Consider the following 16,187-nt stretch of genomic DNA (forward strand, 5'->3'; position numbering starts at 1 on the left):
CGCCTGGATGAAGCGACGCTTCAGCAGCCAGACCAATGAAAGTGGCTGACCGAAGCCATGAATTAGCGCAACAGCGTGGTCTGGAGACGCTCCAGCTCACCCTGCACCGAACCATCAATGACCATATCGCCCGCGCGGATCACCGCTCCGGCGATCAACGCCGCATCGGTTTTCCACTCGATGGCAACCTGACGTGCAAGCCGCTGGCTGATCGCTGACGCCAGTCGCGTCTGCTGTGCCGGATCGACTGCGACTGCCGATGTGATTTCCACATCGACACGCGACTCAGCCTCGGACCGCAAAGTCTCGTACTGCGCTGCAATCGCCGGAGCCGCAATCAGGCGCCCGTTGTCGACCAGCAGTCGCGCGAAGGCGACCGCTTCGGCCGACGCCTGACCCGACAGCGCCCCGGCGATCACATCCGCCAGCTGCGTGCGGGTCAGCGACGGATGCGTGATCAGCGCTGCGACCTGAGGATCGGCCACCAGGCCCGCGATCGCGTCCAGCGCGTCGCCCCAAGACTTGAATGCGTCCTGCTCACGCGCCAGCTTGAACACCGCTTTGGCGTAAGGACGCGCAATCGTGCTGAAGTCGGCCATATCGATCGTCAGACCCTGGCTGCCAGCTCGTCGAGCACGTCGGCATGCGCCTTCGCGTCGATTTCGCGCTTGAGGATCTTGGCAGCACCGATGACGGCAAGCTCGCCGACCTGCTTGCGCAGCTCCTGACGTGCACGCTCGACCTCGTTGGAAACCTCTTCATGCGCCTTGGCGATGATGCGGTCACCCTCTTGCTGGGCATGCGTCTTGGCCTGCTCGACCATCTGGGTCGCCTGCTTGTTCGCGGCAGCCAGGATGTCCTGGGCCTGAACGCGGGCTTCCTTGAGCGCTTCTTCGCTCTTGGCCGATGCGTCCTGCAACGAACGGGCGCCCTTTTCAGCGGCAGCCAGTCCGTCAGCGATGCGCAACTGGCGTTCGTTCATGGCCTTGAGAATCGGCGGCCAGACGTACTTCCAGGTGAACGCAACGAACAGCAGGAACGCGATGCTCTGGAACAGCAGAGTTGCGTTTATGTTCATCGTTCAAATCCCTTGCGGGTTATCCGTCAAAAACTGCGCGCAGCGAACCTTAGTGGCCGATGGCGGCCTGGATCGCAGCGTGGAACGGATTGGCGAACGTGAAGTACATGCCGATACCGATACCAACGAACGTCACGGCGTCGAGCAGACCGGCGACGAGGAACATACGACCGGTGAGCATGCCAGCCATTTCCGGCTGACGCGCAACGCCTTCGAGCAGCTTGCCGCCCAGCAGGCCGAAGCCGATGGCCGTGCCGGCGCCGCCGAGGCCCAGAATCAAGCCTACCGCGATGACGGTCGAACCGTTGATCTGGGCGAGCAGAGTTGCGATATCCATGAGGGTCTCCGTAAGTCTCTTGAAACTAGCGTGGGGTTGAAAGGATCAGTGATCGTGATTAGTGATCAGCGTGGGTCTCGGCCGCGGCACCGAGGTAAACCACCGTCAGTACCATGAACACGAAAGCTTGGAGGGTGATCACCAGAATGTGGAAGATCGCCCAGCCGATGTGCAGCAGAACTCCGGCGCCCGCGAGCACGGCTCCGGCAATGCCGTTGAAGGCCTGCGCAAGCATCAATGCAATGAGGATGAAGATCAGCTCGCCCGCGAACAGGTTGCCGAACAGTCGCAGCGCCAGCGAGACGGGCTTGGCCACGTCCTCGACGATACGCAGCACCAGATTGATTGGCGCCAGGAACCACGGAAACGGATGGGTCAGCACTTCCTTGGTGAAACCGCCGACGCCTTTGAACTTGAAGTTGAAGATGTACATCAACACGAACACCGACAGCGACATGCCAAAGGTGATGTTGACGTCAGTGCTGGGCACGACCTTCAGATACGGCACACCCAGCGCACCCGCCGCACCCGGTAGCCAGTCGACCGGCACCAGGTCCATGAAATTCATCAGGAAGACCCAGACAAAAATCGTCAGCGCCAGCGGGGCGACCAGCGAATTCGCGTGCGGGAAGATTTCCTTGACCTGGTTCTGGACGAACTCGACGATCATCTCGACGAAGTTCTGCAGACCCGACGGCGTATCCGAGCTCGCGTGCTTGGCCACCTTGTGGAACAGCAGCACGAACGCCAGACCGAGAACGAACGAGAAGATCGCGCTGTCCAGGTTCAGAACCCAGAAGCCCGTAGCCTCCGGATTGATCGACATGGTCTGCAAATCCAGCTTGAGGTTGGTCAAGTGGTGCAGAACGTAACTGCCCGAATCGTGGTGACCTTCTTCGGCTGCCATAAGCTGTGTCAGTGACCGTCAGTTTTTGTCATCGAACCCGACCCGCGCCAATGCTGCCCAATAGGCCAGCAGACAGGCTGCGTAGGTCGCCAAAAGAGCGAGAAATTGTGGTGCGAACAGTGCCACGCCCAACCAGAAGAGCACGGCCGTCAACGCCAACTTACCAATCTCACCCCGAAACGCTGCGCCGACCACTTCTTCAGGCGCTGCTTGAGGGCGGCGCGCAAACAAGCGAATGGCGAAATAAACCGTGGGCAGTACCGCCGTCAAACCACCGAACAGCGCTGCAACCGCGTACTGCCGTCCCCAAACCAAGCCAATCATCAGCGCCATGGCGCCGGCGATGCCAAGCTGCACCAGGCACACTGTCCGCGCCATCGATGTGCTGCTGGATTGTTTATGCATCGCGACATGCTGTGACGACAGAACTCGTCACGCCTGCGGGCTCGTTCAACGGGGCGCGATTCTAAGGGCTGCGCCGGGGCAGGTCAATCAGACTTTCGCCTAAAGTTGTGCATCGCAGCAACCAAACTGGTGCAACACCACGCCAGGGCGCTGAACCGCCTTATTCGAAGCGGCTGAGCAAGCGCTTCAGCTCGTCCTCGTTGCGGAACGATACGGTCAGACGCCCCTTGCCGGCCTCGGTCTGCTGCACCCGCACCGGCAAGCCAATGCGTTCGCTCAGGGTCTTGTCCAGCGCCGGCGCGGCCGATGCCGGCGCACGCCGTGGCGTCACATCCGCCTGGACCAGTGCCTCGGTCTGACGGACCGACAACTGTCGCTCCACGACCATCTTCGCCAGTGCCGACTGTCGCGGTCCGCTGACACCGAGCAGCACCTTGGCGTGGCCCAGGCTCAGGTGACCGTTGCGCACCAGTTGCTGTACGTCGTCATTGAGTTCGATCAGACGCAGCAGATTGCTGACGTGGGCACGTGAACGGCCAATGGCTTCAGCGGTCTTTTCATGCGTCAGGCCGCAATCCTTGATCAGCTTGTGCAGCGCTTCCGCCTCTTCCAGCGGATTCAGGTCGGCGCGCTGGATGTTTTCGACCAGCGCCACCGCCATCGCGCCACGCTCGTCCAGCGTCTTGATCACGACCGGGACGGTCTTGAGGCCGGCGGCGCGTGCCGCGCGCCAGCGACGCTCGCCGGCAACGATTTCATACCGGTCGCCACCCGCGGCGCGCACGATGATCGGCTGCACCACGCCCTGGGCACGGATCGATTCGGTCAGCGACTCCAGCGCGGCCGCTTCGAAATGGCGGCGCGGCTGGTGCTTGCCCGGCTGCAGGGCGTCAATGGCCAGCTCGCGCAGCGCATCCCCTGCCTCTTCGTTGACCGTGGAGGCGCTGCTGAGCAGCACATCCAGACCACGACCCAAGCCTCTTTTTTTTGTACTCATCGGAACGCAGTTTCCGGTTTCCTGTTGCCCGCTTCCATTAAAAGCACAGTCAGCCCAGTGCGTGCTTCAGACTGGAAACTGTTTCTGTTCATGCCGGCAGACGCATCTGCCCGCCATCGTGGCGGCGCAGCATCTCACCGGCCAAAGCCAGATAGGCCTTGGCGCCCGACGAGGTCGGGTCGTAGACCATCGCCGGCAGGCCATGGCTTGGCGCCTCCGCCAGACGCACATTGCGCGGCACCAGGGTCCGATAGACCTTGTCGCCGAAATGCTGGAGCAGCTGATTGGAGACGTCGTTGGCGAGATTGTTGCGCGGATCGAACATGGTCCGCAGCAGGCCTTCGACTTCCAGCCGCGGATTGATCACCCGGCGGATTTTCTGGATCGTATCCATCAGGGCGCTCAGACCTTCGAGCGCGTAATACTCGCACTGCATCGGAATCAGCACGCCGTCGGCCGCGACCAGCGCGTTGACGGTCAGCTTGGACAGTGCCGGAGGGCAGTCCAGCACCACATAGTCAAAATCTTCGGAGACATCCGCCAGTGCCGTCTTCAGCGCGAAGTCACCGACCGCAACGTCACGCAGCTTGATCTCGGCCTCGGTCATGTCGGCGTTGGCCGGCAGCACCGAAAAGCCCAGATTGTCCAGATCGACGATCACCTCGCCGATCGGCGCCTGTTCCAGCAGCACGTCACGCGTGGTCAGCCTCAGCGCGCTCTTGTCGACGCCGACCCCCATGGTCGCGTTGCCCTGGGCATCCAGATCCACCAGCAGCACGCGCCGCTTGGTCGCTGCCAGCGACGCGGCAAGATTGATCGACGTGGTGGTCTTACCCACTCCGCCCTTCTGATTGGCAACTGCGATGACGTAGCTCATGGCTTCAACTGTGCGATGACGACGTGCCGGTCCTCGTCGAGGCCGGGCACATTCAGGCGGCAGGTCTGCCGGATCTCGGCTCGCCCTTCCGCGGGCGCCAGCTCCAAGCGGTCTAGTTTGCCTTTCATGGCCACCCATTGACCACCCGGCGCCAGCAGATGGGCGGTCATATCAAAGAATTCGGTCAGCGAGGCAAATGCCCGGCTGATCACGGTGTCAAAACCTGCGTCAGGCTCCGGCGACGGCAAGGCCTCGACCCGGGACTCCGCCACCGTGACGTTGCCGAGCTTCAGGACCCGCACGACATGGCGCATGAAGCGGGTCTTCTTGCCGTTGCTGTCCAGCACCGTCACCGTCAGATCAGGCTGAGCGATCGCCAGAATGATCCCGGGAATGCCGGCGCCGGCGCCGACATCGAGCACGCGGCCGCGGACATACGGCAGCACCGCCAGCGAATCGAGCAGATGGCGTACCACCATATCGCGCGGATCGCGGATCGCGGTCAGGTTATACGCGCTGTTCCACTTCTCCAGCTCGGCAAGGTAGGCCATCAGCTGTTCGGCCGCGCCCGGCGGCAACTGCAGACCCAGCGCGCGCACGCCATCCGCCAGCAGATTCTCTGGCGACGCCTGTGCCTGTGCGTGATTGACCTGCTGCAACGCCCTGCCCCCAACCGTATGGACCCCTGCCCGCGGCCGCGCAGTATACGCCGCGTGATCCGCGACGCCGGAGGGGAAACGCCTCAGCGGTGCGGGTGATCGCGCAGGAATTCGAAGAACTGCGAGGTCTGTCCGTACGGCCAGCGCAGATGATTGGCCAGGCCCAGGCTGTAGCCGGGCAGGTCCTGCAGATAGCCGGACGGATCGTCGAGACCGCCGTAATACGCCAGCGGATCGGTGCCGCAGATATCGAGGCACTGATCAACCGGCTGCAGCAGCGTGTCGACGATGACATCGTCGATCGTGGTCGCGCCGCCGTCGATCAGGCTCTGCCGCAGATACTGACCGTTCGGGCACAGGCCGGCGATATCGCAGTCGTTGTGATAGTGGAAGATCGGCACCTGCGGATTCGTCAGCTGCAGCTGGGTGTCATTCAGGGCTTTGGTCGTCACTGGCTGCTGCACGCAGGGGTCGTTGAAGGCCTCGAACGGATCCGGCGCCGAATACACCGCGGCCGCGGCGATGCGCGGGCGGTTCAAGGCGTACAGCATCGCCATCGCCGAACCGTTGGACCAGCCCATCAGGTAGATCCGCTTCTCGTCGACGATGCCGCGGGCAATCACTTCATCCAGGTAGTGGTCGATCGTGGCGGCCTCGACGTTGGCCGGAAACGACTCGCCGTTGACCGTGCGCGCCTGCCCGTTTGGCGCCATCTGCCGGTACCAGTTGTCCCAGCCCGGCGACGCGTTATCGTCCGGAAACGGGTAGTAGCGCGCGGTCACGCGGCCATAGGGCGCCAGCAGGATGAACCCCGGCCGCTCCGGATCCCCCGTCAGATCCTCGGTATCCAGCGTCGAACGCAGGAAGTTCGCCGCCAGCGTCAGATCGCTGCCGACCAGCGACGGATGCAGATAGATCACCAGCGGCAGCTTGTGCTCGGGCGATGCCGCATCCGGGGTGTACAGACAGGCATCCCGTAGCGTGCCTTCGCTGTCGGCCCAGCGTTCGAGCTTCTCGCCGCCCGGCACACAGCTCGGGTTGAGCACGCTGTCGAGTGGCGCCAGCAGCGGGCGCGGCGGCGCCCCGAACGGCGTGCAGGCCTCGCGTGTCACCGGAATTGTTGTGCTGCTCGCGGCGACGCTGCCCCCGCCACTGCCGGAGTCCGAGCCACTGCCGCAGGCCGCCAGCAGCAGCGCCATCACCAGTCCGCCCAGGCCGACTAACTCCCGTCCGGTCTTCATTCGCGTCTCCTCCGACGTCGGTCGTTATGCGCCGGATGATACGCCGCGAAAACTCAGCGGCGTGTCAGCGATCCGAGGATTCCGCGCAGCAACTGACGGCCGATTTCCCGCCCCACCGAAGACGCTGCGCTACGCGTGGCGGACTTGATCGCCGCCTCGACCACGGTATCGCCACGACGTCCGCTGGCCGGACGCGTCTGCCGCACCGACGGCGCGCGGGTTTGCGGTGCGTCGGCGCCCCGTTCCCACCAGCCGGTGTCGCCGGACGGCGGCGCTGCTGCCGGCGGCGAATTCGCTGCCTCAGCGGTCTGGGCGGAGCGGGCCGCCAGCTTTTCGTAAGCCGACTCGCGATCAACCATGGCGTCGTAGCGGCCCGACACCGGACTGCGCGACATCGTGGTCTTGCGCTCCTCCGGCGTGATCGTGCCCATGCGCGATTTCGGTGGCCGGATCCTGGTGCGCTCGACCACACTGGGAACGCCCTTGTCCTGCAGCGTCGACACCAGCGCCTCGCCGACGCCAAGCTCGGTGATGGCCTGTTCGACGCTGAATGCGGGATTGGCGCGGAAAGTCTCGGCCGCGGCACGCACGGCTTTCTGGTCCCGCGGCGTGAACGCACGCAGCGCATGCTGCACCCGGTTGCCCAGCTGGCCCAGCACGGCATCGGGCAGATCCAGCGGATTCTGCGTGACGAAATAAACGCCGACGCCCTTGGAGCGGATCAGCCGCACCACCTGCTCGACTTTCTCGACCAGCGCCTTGGGCGCGTCGCGGAACAGCAGATGCGCCTCGTCGAAGAAGAACACCAGGCGCGGGCGATCGGCGTCACCCTGCTCCGGCAGGTTCTCGAACAACTCCGACAGCAGCCACAACAGGAAGGTCGCATAGACGCGCGGACGCAGGTACAGCTGATCGGCGGCGAGCACATTGACGATGCCGCGCCCGGTCAGATCGGTCCGCATGAAGTCGTTGAGGTCCAGCGCCGGCTCGCCGAAGAAGGCCTCGGCGCCTTCCTGCTCCAGCTGGATCAGCGAACGCTGGATCGCCCCGACCGAGGCCTTGCTGACCAGTCCATATTCGGAACCCAGAGCCTTCGCGTTGTCGGCAACATGATTCAAGGTCGAGCGCAGGTCCTTCAGATCCAGCAGCAGCAGACCCTGATCGTCGGCGTACCTGAACACCAGCGACAACACCGCTTCCTGCACGTCGGACAGGTCGAGCAACCGCGACAACAGCACCGGCCCCATATCGGATACGGTCGCACGCACCGGATGACCTGAAACGCCAAAGACATCCCAGAACACCGTCGGACACGCCGCGGGCGCATAGCCCTCGACGCCGACCGCGGCAGCGCGCTCGGCCAGCTTCGGCTTGAATTCGCCCGGCTGTGAAATCCCCGCCAGATCACCCTTGATGTCCGCCGCGAACACCGGCACGCCCATCTCGGAAAAGCCTTCGGCTAGGATCTGCAGCGTGATCGTCTTGCCGGTACCGGTGGCGCCGGCCACCAGGCCATGTCGGTTGGCGTAGCGGCCCAGCAACAGCTGCGGCGTTTCGCCCTTGCCCAGCAATATCGACGGATCCATCGCGTGCTCCCTGAAATGCGCGGCCATCATCGTCACGCGCGCGACGTCGGGCAAGTCCGCAGCACCGCAACGCCCGGAAACTGCGACACCGGTCACGCGGCCATTAGGGCTTAGCAAGAATTTAGCAATCGGCTAGCGATGTTTTAGCAACCGGCACAACGGGGGCGCCCTATCGTGGCGGCGAATCGAACTTCCCCTTCCGGAGACTGCAATGAAAACCCCCATCCGCACCCTGTTCGGCATACTCGGCCTCGCGGCATCCGCGCTCGCCACCGGCGCGCACGCCGCACCGCAGCACACCGACGCCGAACGCCTTGCACGCGGCCGCTATCTGATCGTCGCCGCCGGCTGCAACGACTGCCATACCCCGGGCTACGCGCCCAGCGGCGGCCAGGTGCCGGATCAGCAATGGCTCACCGGCGACGTCGTCGGCTTCCAGGGTCCCTGGGGCACCAGCTATCCGAGCAACCTGCGCCTGAGCCTGTCGCGGCTCGACGAGCAGCAATGGTTGAGCCGCGCACGGTCACCGATGCTGCCGCCGATGCCGGCCCCGAGCCTGAAGGCGATGACCGATGACGATCTGCTGGCGATCTACGCATTCATCCGCTCGCTGGGCGCAAGCGGCGAGCCGGCACCGACCGCCGCGGCGCCGGGCGTGCAGGTCACCACGCCGTACATCGAGTTCACCCCGAAGAACCTGCCGCAGCAGCAGGCCGCGCTGACGCATTAAGTGGAACGGCCCGGTGGGCGTCGCCGTTCTGGCGGCGCCCGCCAGGCTGAAACTCCAGGGCTGAGGCTCTAGGCGTACGGCGCCAGCGTTGCGATCACCTGCTCGCGCAACCAGCGGCTCGCGGGTTCCTTGTCGACACTGGCGTGCCAGTACAGATAGACGTCGAGCGACGGCATTTCCATCGGAAACGGCAGCACCACATTGCCGAATTGCTGATTGGCCAGCTCAGCGTAGTGCGCCGGCATCGTCAACAGCAGGTCGGTCTGGCTGACGACGCGGCAGGCGGCGAAGTAGTGCTGACAGCGCAGGCGGATGCGTCGCTTCAGTCCGTGGCGGCTCAGCTCGATATCTTCCAGCGTCGGCCCGCTGCGCCGCGAGCTGACCAGCACGTGATGCTGGCGCAGATAGGCCGCCAGGTCGAAGGCCTCCTGCAGCAGCGGATGATCACGGCGCAACACCACCACCTGATGATCGCTGGACACCCGCTGATGACGGATGTCGTCCGACAAGGGCAGCAGCACGTCCAGCGCCGCATCCAGGGTTCCCGCCGCCAGTTCGGTTTCGAGGGTGCGGCGGTCGGCGCGGATCGCGCTGATGTCGATCGACGGCGCCGCCGCGGCGACGCGCGCCAGCAGCGGCGGCAGCACGGTCGCCTCCAGCACATCGCGCACGGCGACGCTGAAATGGCGCTGGGTGCTGGCCGCGTCGAACTGCTGCACCTCGTTCAAGGTGACCTCCAGCGCGCGCAAGGTGCGCCGGATCGGTTGTTCCAGCGACCGCGCCAGCGGCGTCGGCACCATCGCGCGGCCTTCCCGCACGAACAGCGGGTCATCGAACAGGTCGCGCAGGCGTGCCAGCGCATGGCTGATCGCCGGCTGCGTCAGGTGCAGCTTGTCGCCGGCCTTGGTGATGCCGCCTTCAGAGAAGATGGCATCCAGCACCACCAGCAGGTTCAGATCGATCCGGTGCAGATGCATTGATCTATGCGCCTGGATAATTCATCGGGATTCACATTATTCATTGGACTGATCCTAGTGGCCCACCTAGGCTGCGGCAAGCCTGCTGTCTGACAGGCATTCCACCCAATGTGCGATCGGAGACCCCAGTGAGCGCCAGCCTATCCCCCCAAGCCTTGTTCGACCTCAGCGGCAAGATCGCACTGGTCACCGGGGCCAGTCGTGGCATCGGCGAGTCGATCGCCAAGACGCTGGCCGCCGCCGGCGCCAGCGTGATCGTCTCCAGCCGCAAGATCGACGGCTGCGAGCGCGTCGCCGCTGAAATCCGCGCCGCCGGCGGCAAGGCCGAGGCCTTTGCCTGCCATATCGGCGAGATGGAGCAGATCGACACGGTGTTCGCGCACATCGAGCAGACCTACGGCCGGCTCGACATCCTGGTCAACAACGCCGCGGCCAACCCGTACTTCGGCCCGATCGCCGACACCGATCTCGGCGCGTTCCAGAAAACGCTGGACGTGAACATCCGCGGCTATTTCTTCATGTCCGCGCGCGGCGTCAAGCTGATGCTCAAGAATGGCGGCGGCGCCATCGTCAACACCGCTTCGGTCAACGGCGTGATCCCCGGCCCCTACCAGGGCATCTACTCGATTACGAAAGCCGCGGTGATCTCGATGACGCAGGCCTTCGCCAAGGAACACGCGAAGGACGGCATCCGCGTCAACGCGCTGCTGCCGGGCATCACCGACACCAAATTCGCCTCGGCGCTGGTGCACAACCCGCAGATGATGAAGCTGATGGGCAGCCACGTGCCGATGGACCGCGTCGCGCATCCGAACGAGATGGCCGGCGCCGTGCTGTATCTGGTGTCGCCGGCAGCGAGCTACACCACCGGCGTCAGTCTGAACGTCGACGGCGGCTACCTGACGGCCTGAGCGATGAAGGATCTCAACAACAAAGTCGCCGTCATCACCGGCGCCGGCAGCGGCTTCGGCCGCGAACTGGCAATTCTCTGCGCCGCCGAAGGCATGCGTCTGGTGCTGGCGGACATCGACGCCGCCGGCCTCGACGCCACGCAGGCCCTGCTGCCCGAAACCACCGAGGTGCTGAAGCAGCACTGTGACGTCTCCAAGGCCGGCGACGTCGCGGCACTGGCCGATGCGACTTACGAACGCTACGGCGCCGCACACCTGCTGTTCAACAACGCCGGCGTCGCCGTCGCCGGGCCGACCTGGACCACGACGGTGCAGGACTGGCAGTGGGTGCTCGGCGTGAACCTGATGGGCGTCGTGCACGGCGTGCAGTCCTTCGTGCCGCGCATGCTCGAACAGGGCGACGCGTGTCACGTCGTCAACACCGCCTCGGTCGCCGGCCTGCTGTCGGTGCCGGCATCGAGCGTCTACTGCGTCAGCAAGCACGGCGTCGTCACGCTGTCCGAGTGTTTGCACCACGAGCTGCAGGTCGCCGGCGGCAAGGTCGGCGTCTCGGTGCTGTGCCCGGCGTTCGTCAACACCGGCATTGCCGATGCGGCGCGCCATCGTCCGAGCGAACTGGCCGACGCCAATCCGCTCGCGGCGCCGTTCGAGGCGCGCGTGAAGAAAGCGGTGCAGTCCGGAAAGATCAGCGCGACCGAAGTCGCACAGATGACGATGGACGCAGTCAAGGCCGGCCGCTTCTACATCCTGACGCACAGCAACATCAAACCGGCGATCGAGACGCGGATGCGCGACATCCTCGAAGAACGCCAGCCCACCAACCCGATGCCGTGACAACGGACTTCACATCGGACATCACATCCCGCTCATGTCGAGTAGCGCCGCATGGCGGCGCGTATCGAGACACTGCAGCCTCAATCCCGAGTCCCCGGGACAAACGGCACATGGAGAAGAGTTCGCAATGAAAGCCCTGCTCTGCAAGACCTTCGGCCCGCCGGAAACACTGGTCGTCGACACCGTGCCCGACCTCGTGCCCGGCGATCAGCAAGCGCTGGTGCGCGTACACGCCGCCGGTGTGAATTTTCCGGACACGCTGATCATCCAGAACAAGTACCAGTTCAAGCCCGAGCTGCCGTTCGCGGCGGGCGGCGAATGTTCCGGCGTGGTCGAAGCGGTCGGCGCACAGGTCAAGCACGTCAAGCCCGGTGACAAGGTCATCGCCTTCACCGGCTGGGGCGCCTTCGCCGAGCAAGTGCTGGCCGATGCGCGCGCGCTGATCCCGATGCCGGACGATCTGGACTTCGTCACCGCGGCCTCGTTCGTGATGACCTACGCCACCTCCTACCACGCGCTGAAGGATCGCGCCGCGCTGAAGGCCGGCGAGACCCTGCTGGTGCTCGGCGCGTCCGGCGGTGTGGGTCTGGCGGCGATCGAGATCGGCAAGGCGCTGGGCGCCAAAGTCATCGCCGCGGCGTCGACCGCCGAGAAGCTGGCGGTGTGCAAGGAGCACGGCGCCGACGAACTGATCAACTACGACAGCGAAGACCTCAAGGCACGCCTGAAGGAACTCACTGGCGGCAAGGGCGTGGACGTGGTCTACGACCCGGTCGGCGGCGGCTACAGCGAACCGGCGCTGCGCAGCATGGCCTGGCGCGGCCGCTTCCTGGTGATCGGCTTCGCCAACGGCGAGATTCCGAAGATTCCGCTGAACCTGACCCTGCTGAAGGGCTGCTCGATCGTCGGCGTGTTCTGGGGCGACTACGCCAAGCGCGAACCGATGAACAACCTGATGGACCTGCGCACGCTGGTCGGCTGGCTCAAGGACGGCAAGCTCAAGCCGCACATCGCCGGCACCTATCCGCTGGAACGCGGTGCCGAGGCCATCCGCCTGCTGATGGACCGCAAGGTCTCCGGCAAGGTCGTCATCACGCCGACGGTTTGAGGAAGACACCATGAGTCAGGCCTTCAATGGCACCACCGAGGTTCGCGACAAGCATCGCTTCGATGTCGACGCGCTGCAGCGCTACATGCAGCAGCACGTCGAGGGTTTTTCCGGCACGCTCGACGTCAGCCAGTTCAAGGGCGGCCAGTCCAACCCGACGTACAAGCTCACCGCCGGCGGCAAGTCCTACGTACTGCGGCGCAAGCCGCCCGGCAAGCTGCTGGCCTCGGCGCACGCGGTCGACCGCGAGTACCAGGTCATCACCGCGCTGGCACAGACCGATGTGCCGGTGGCGAAGACTTACTGCCTGTGCGAGGACGACTCGGTCATCGGCACCGCGTTCTACATCATGGACTGCGTCGAAGGCCGCATCCTGTGGGACCCGACGCTGCCGGAAGTCGACACCGCCACGCGCCGCGCGATGTTCGAGGAGATGAACCACGTCATCGCCGCGCTGCATCAGGTCGACTACGCGGCGATCGGGCTCGCCGACTACGGCAAGCCCGGCAACTACTTCGCGCGCCAGATCGGCCGCTGGTCCAAGCAGTACCGCGCCTCGGAAACGCAGAGCATCGACGCGATGGACCGCCTGATCGCGTGGCTGCCGGAGCACATCCCGCCGGGCGACGAAACCAGCATCGTCCACGGCGACTATCGCCTCGACAACGTGATCTTCCACCCCAGCGAACCGCGCATCCTCGCGGTGCTGGACTGGGAGCTGTCGACGCTGGGGCATCCGCTGGCGGACTTCGCCTACCACTGCATGACCTGGCACATCCCGCAGGGCGTGTTCCGTGGGCTGGGCGGCGCCAAGCTCAAGGACCTCAACATTCCCGAAGAGCCGGAGTACGTGCGCATGTACTGCGAACGCACCGGGCGCGACGGCATCGACCCCGATCACTGGGATTTCTACATGGCCTACAACCTGTTCCGGCTCGCGGCGATCCTGCAAGGCATCGCCGGACGCGTGAAAGACGGCACTGCCGCCAGCGCGCAGGCACAGCAGATGGGCCAGGCGGCGCGACCCTTGGCCGACCTTGCATGGACGCAGGTCGAAAAAATCCTCAAGCGGCGCTGAGCACGCGCGCCGTCACCTACCGGACGAACCCCCATGAGCTTCGAATACTCGCAAAAGACCCTCGACCTGATGGCGCGCCTGAACGCGTTCATGGACGAGCACATCTATCCCAACGAAGGCCGCTTCCTCGCCGAGGTGGCCGAGGGCGACCGCTGGCAGCCGACGCAGATCATCGAGACGATGAAGGACAAGGCCAAGGCCGCCGGCTTGTGGAATCTGTTTCTGCCGGAGTCCGAACACGGCGCCGGCCTGACCAATCTGGAATACGCGCCGCTGTGCGAGATCATGGGCCGCGTGCTGTGGGCGCCGGAAGTGTTCAACTGCTCCGCACCGGACACCGGCAACATGGAAGTGCTGGCGCGCTACGGCACCGAGGCGCAGAAGGAGAAATGGCTCAAGCCGCTGCTCAACGGCGAGATCCGTTCGTGCTTCGCGATGACCGAACCGGAGGTCGCCTCGTCCGACGCCACCAACATCGCCAGCTCGATCGTGCGCGACGGTGACGAGTACGTCATCAACGGCCGCAAATGGTGGTCGTCCGGCGCCAACGATCCGCGCTGCAAGATCTTCATCTTCATGGGCAAGACCGACCCGGACAATCCGAGCCGGCACAGCCAGCAGTCGATGATCCTGGTCCCGCGCGACACCCCCGGAGTGACAGTGCTGCGCCACTTGCCGGTGTTCGGCTACGACGACGCACCACACGGCCACGCCGAGATCGTGTTCGACAACGCCCGCGTGCCGGTGACCAACATGCTGCTCGGCGAAGGCCGCGGCTTCGAGATCGCGCAGGGCCGCCTCGGCCCCGGCCGCATCCATCACTGCATGCGCCTGATCGGCCTCGCCGAACGCGCGCTGGAAAAGATGTGCAAGCGGACGCTGTCGCGCGTCGCCTTCGGCAAGCCGGTCGCCGCGCAGACGGTCACGCTGGAGCGCATCGCCGAATCGCGCATCCTGATCGACCAGGCGCGCCTGCTGACCCTGAAGGCCGCGTTCATGATGGACACCGTCGGCAACAAGATCGCCGCCAAGGAAATCGCGATGATCAAGGTCGCCGCGCCGAACATGGCCTGCCAGGTCATCGACTGGGCGATCCAGGCCCACGGCGGCGGCGGCGTCACCGACGACTTCGGCCTGTCCTACGCCTACGCCCAGGCGCGCACCCTGCGCCTCGCCGACGGCCCGGACGAAGTGCATCGCAACGCCATCGGCAAGATGGAACTGTCCAAGTACGTCGCCCGCGATCAGCTGCAGGCCTACGTCGCCAGCAGCCGCGTCTCACGCTCATAAGGAACCGCCATGACTTCCAGCAATCGACAGTTCCAGCTCGCCCGCCGCCCGGTCGGCATGGTCTCGCGCGAGGATTTCCGCTACGTCGAAGCGCCGGTGCCGACACCGGGCGACGGCGAGTTTCTGGTGCGCAACGAGTACCTGTCGCTGGACCCGGCGATGCGCGGCTGGATGAACGAAGGCAAGTCCTATGTGCCGCCGGTCGGCATCGACGAGGTCATGCGCGCCGGCGCGGTCGGTGAGGTCATCGCCTCCAATCATCCGAAGTTCGCCGTCGGCCAGAAGGTCGTCGGCATGTTCGGCGTGCAGGACTACGCCGTGTCTGACGGCAAGGGCGCCCACGCAGTCGATCCCAAGCTCGCGCCGCTGCCGGTCTACCTCGGCACCCTGGGCATGCCCGGCATGACCGCCTACTTCGGCCTGCTGGAAGTCGGCAAGCCGCAGCCCGGCGATACCGTCGTCGTCTCCGGCGCCGCCGGTGCGGTCGGCCAGATCGTCGGCCAGATCGCCAAGCTCAAGGGCTGTCGTGTGGTCGGCATCGCCGGCGGTGCGGACAAGTGCCGCTACGTGGTCGAAGAACTCGGCTTCGACGCCTGCATCGACTACAAGCAGGACGACCTCAAGAAGGCGCTGAAGCAGCACTGCCCGAAAGGCGTCAACGTCTACTTCGACAACGTCGGCGGCGACATCCTCGACGCGGTGCTGACGCAACTGGCGATGCACGCGCGCATCGTCATCTGCGGCGCCATCTCGCAGTACAACAACACCACGCCAGTCAAAGGACCAAGCAACTACCTGTCACTGCTGGTCAACCGCGCGACGATGCAAGGCATGGTCGTGTTCGATTGGGCCGACCGCTATGGCGAAGCCATGCGCGAGATGGGCGGCTGGCTCGCAAGCGGCAAGCTGAAGACGCGCGAGGACATCGCCGAAGGGCTGGAGCATTTTCCTGAAACCCTGCAGCGGCTGTTCAAGGGTGAGAACACCGGCAAGCTCGTGCTCAAGATCTGAGCAACGCACACGCCGGCATTCCAGTCGGCGCCATGCCATACGGACAACATCAGGCCCCGACTCTGGCGAGTCCGGGCCTGATCGTATTTGGCATCATGTAGAACCGTCGCAACGCTTGACTCGAACTACGACTGACAAAGAAGTGCCAGTTCCAGTCAGTG

18 protein-coding genes are annotated in these 16,187 nt (G+C 64.8%); 7 read left to right on the forward strand and 11 right to left on the reverse strand.

Going from position 1 to position 16,187, the window contains the following annotated elements:
* Window positions 1-62: 62 nt before the first annotated feature.
* From E4T66_RS11145 to E4T66_RS11190, 10 genes are all read right to left on the reverse strand, one after another.
* Window positions 63-599 (reverse strand): F0F1 ATP synthase subunit delta, encoded by a 537-nt coding sequence (locus E4T66_RS11145; RefSeq protein ID WP_136849119.1) that lies wholly within the window; start codon window positions 597-599, stop codon window positions 63-65.
* 8 nt (window positions 600-607) lie between these two features.
* Window positions 608-1,078: a F0F1 ATP synthase subunit B gene (locus tag E4T66_RS11150; protein WP_136849120.1), complete on the reverse strand. Its 471-nt coding sequence runs from the start codon at window positions 1,076-1,078 to the stop codon at window positions 608-610.
* A gap of 49 nt (window positions 1,079-1,127) precedes the next feature.
* A complete protein-coding gene (gene atpE, locus E4T66_RS11155) occupies window positions 1,128-1,415 on the reverse strand; it encodes a F0F1 ATP synthase subunit C (protein WP_136849121.1) in 288 nt (95 codons plus the stop codon).
* Between the two features lie 58 nt (window positions 1,416-1,473).
* On the reverse strand, window positions 1,474-2,322 hold the full coding sequence (gene atpB / locus E4T66_RS11160; RefSeq protein WP_136849122.1) for a F0F1 ATP synthase subunit A: 849 nt from the start codon (window positions 2,320-2,322) through the stop codon (window positions 1,474-1,476).
* 18 nt (window positions 2,323-2,340) lie between these two features.
* A complete protein-coding gene (locus E4T66_RS11165) occupies window positions 2,341-2,727 on the reverse strand; it encodes an ATP synthase subunit I (protein WP_136849123.1) in 387 nt (128 codons plus the stop codon).
* 160 nt (window positions 2,728-2,887) lie between these two features.
* On the reverse strand, window positions 2,888-3,724 hold the full coding sequence (locus E4T66_RS11170) for a ParB/RepB/Spo0J family partition protein (protein ID WP_169577580.1): 837 nt from the start codon (window positions 3,722-3,724) through the stop codon (window positions 2,888-2,890).
* 88 nt (window positions 3,725-3,812) lie between these two features.
* Window positions 3,813-4,601, reverse strand: coding sequence for a ParA family protein (locus E4T66_RS11175; RefSeq protein WP_136849124.1), 789 nt, complete (start codon window positions 4,599-4,601; stop codon window positions 3,813-3,815).
* Entirely contained in the window at window positions 4,598-5,260 is a 663-nt protein-coding gene (gene rsmG / locus E4T66_RS11180) for a 16S rRNA (guanine(527)-N(7))-methyltransferase RsmG (protein WP_136849125.1), read from the reverse strand. The genes E4T66_RS11175 and rsmG overlap by 4 nt, the downstream gene beginning before the upstream one ends.
* An 83-nt stretch (window positions 5,261-5,343) precedes the next feature.
* Window positions 5,344-6,501 carry an alpha/beta hydrolase family protein gene (locus E4T66_RS11185; protein WP_136849126.1) on the reverse strand — a complete coding sequence of 386 codons (1,158 nt, stop codon included), beginning with the start codon at window positions 6,499-6,501 and terminating at the stop codon, window positions 5,344-5,346.
* Window positions 6,502-6,554: 53 nt separating this feature from the next.
* The gene (locus E4T66_RS11190; RefSeq protein WP_136849438.1) at window positions 6,555-8,087 is read right to left on the reverse strand and encodes a helicase HerA-like domain-containing protein; all 1,533 of its coding nucleotides are present in this window, start codon (window positions 8,085-8,087) and stop codon (window positions 6,555-6,557) included.
* Between the two features lie 211 nt (window positions 8,088-8,298).
* Here E4T66_RS11190 and E4T66_RS11195 point away from each other — a divergent pair, with 211 nt between their 5' ends.
* Complete coding sequence (locus E4T66_RS11195) at window positions 8,299-8,817, forward strand: c-type cytochrome (protein ID WP_136849127.1); 519 nt, start codon at window positions 8,299-8,301, stop codon at window positions 8,815-8,817.
* Between the two features lie 68 nt (window positions 8,818-8,885).
* On the opposite strand, the gene E4T66_RS11200 is transcribed toward E4T66_RS11195, so the two are convergent.
* On the reverse strand, window positions 8,886-9,794 hold the full coding sequence (locus tag E4T66_RS11200) for a LysR family transcriptional regulator (RefSeq protein WP_136849128.1): 909 nt from the start codon (window positions 9,792-9,794) through the stop codon (window positions 8,886-8,888).
* A gap of 128 nt (window positions 9,795-9,922) precedes the next feature.
* Here E4T66_RS11200 and E4T66_RS11205 point away from each other — a divergent pair, with 128 nt between their 5' ends.
* From E4T66_RS11205 to E4T66_RS11230, 6 genes are all read left to right on the forward strand, one after another.
* Window positions 9,923-10,705, forward strand: a complete 783-nt coding sequence (locus E4T66_RS11205; protein ID WP_136849129.1) for an SDR family oxidoreductase — start codon at window positions 9,923-9,925, stop codon at window positions 10,703-10,705.
* Between the two features lie 3 nt (window positions 10,706-10,708).
* Window positions 10,709-11,539 (forward strand): SDR family NAD(P)-dependent oxidoreductase, encoded by an 831-nt coding sequence (locus E4T66_RS11210; protein WP_136849130.1) that lies wholly within the window; start codon window positions 10,709-10,711, stop codon window positions 11,537-11,539.
* A gap of 127 nt (window positions 11,540-11,666) precedes the next feature.
* Window positions 11,667-12,647 (forward strand): NADPH:quinone oxidoreductase family protein, encoded by a 981-nt coding sequence (locus E4T66_RS11215; protein ID WP_136849131.1) that lies wholly within the window; start codon window positions 11,667-11,669, stop codon window positions 12,645-12,647.
* 10 nt (window positions 12,648-12,657) lie between these two features.
* On the forward strand, window positions 12,658-13,725 hold the full coding sequence (locus tag E4T66_RS11220) for a phosphotransferase (RefSeq protein WP_136849132.1): 1,068 nt from the start codon (window positions 12,658-12,660) through the stop codon (window positions 13,723-13,725).
* 33 nt (window positions 13,726-13,758) lie between these two features.
* Entirely contained in the window at window positions 13,759-15,015 is a 1,257-nt protein-coding gene (locus E4T66_RS11225; RefSeq protein WP_136849133.1) for an acyl-CoA dehydrogenase, read from the forward strand.
* A 9-nt stretch (window positions 15,016-15,024) separates the two neighbouring features.
* Window positions 15,025-16,026: an NADP-dependent oxidoreductase gene (locus E4T66_RS11230; RefSeq protein WP_136849134.1), complete on the forward strand. Its 1,002-nt coding sequence runs from the start codon at window positions 15,025-15,027 to the stop codon at window positions 16,024-16,026.
* Window positions 16,027-16,187 lie beyond the last annotated feature (161 nt).

The sequence above is a fragment of the Sinimarinibacterium arenosum genome, assembly GCF_005047655.1.
In the GTDB taxonomy this organism is placed as follows: Bacteria; Pseudomonadota; Gammaproteobacteria; order Nevskiales; family Nevskiaceae; genus Solimonas.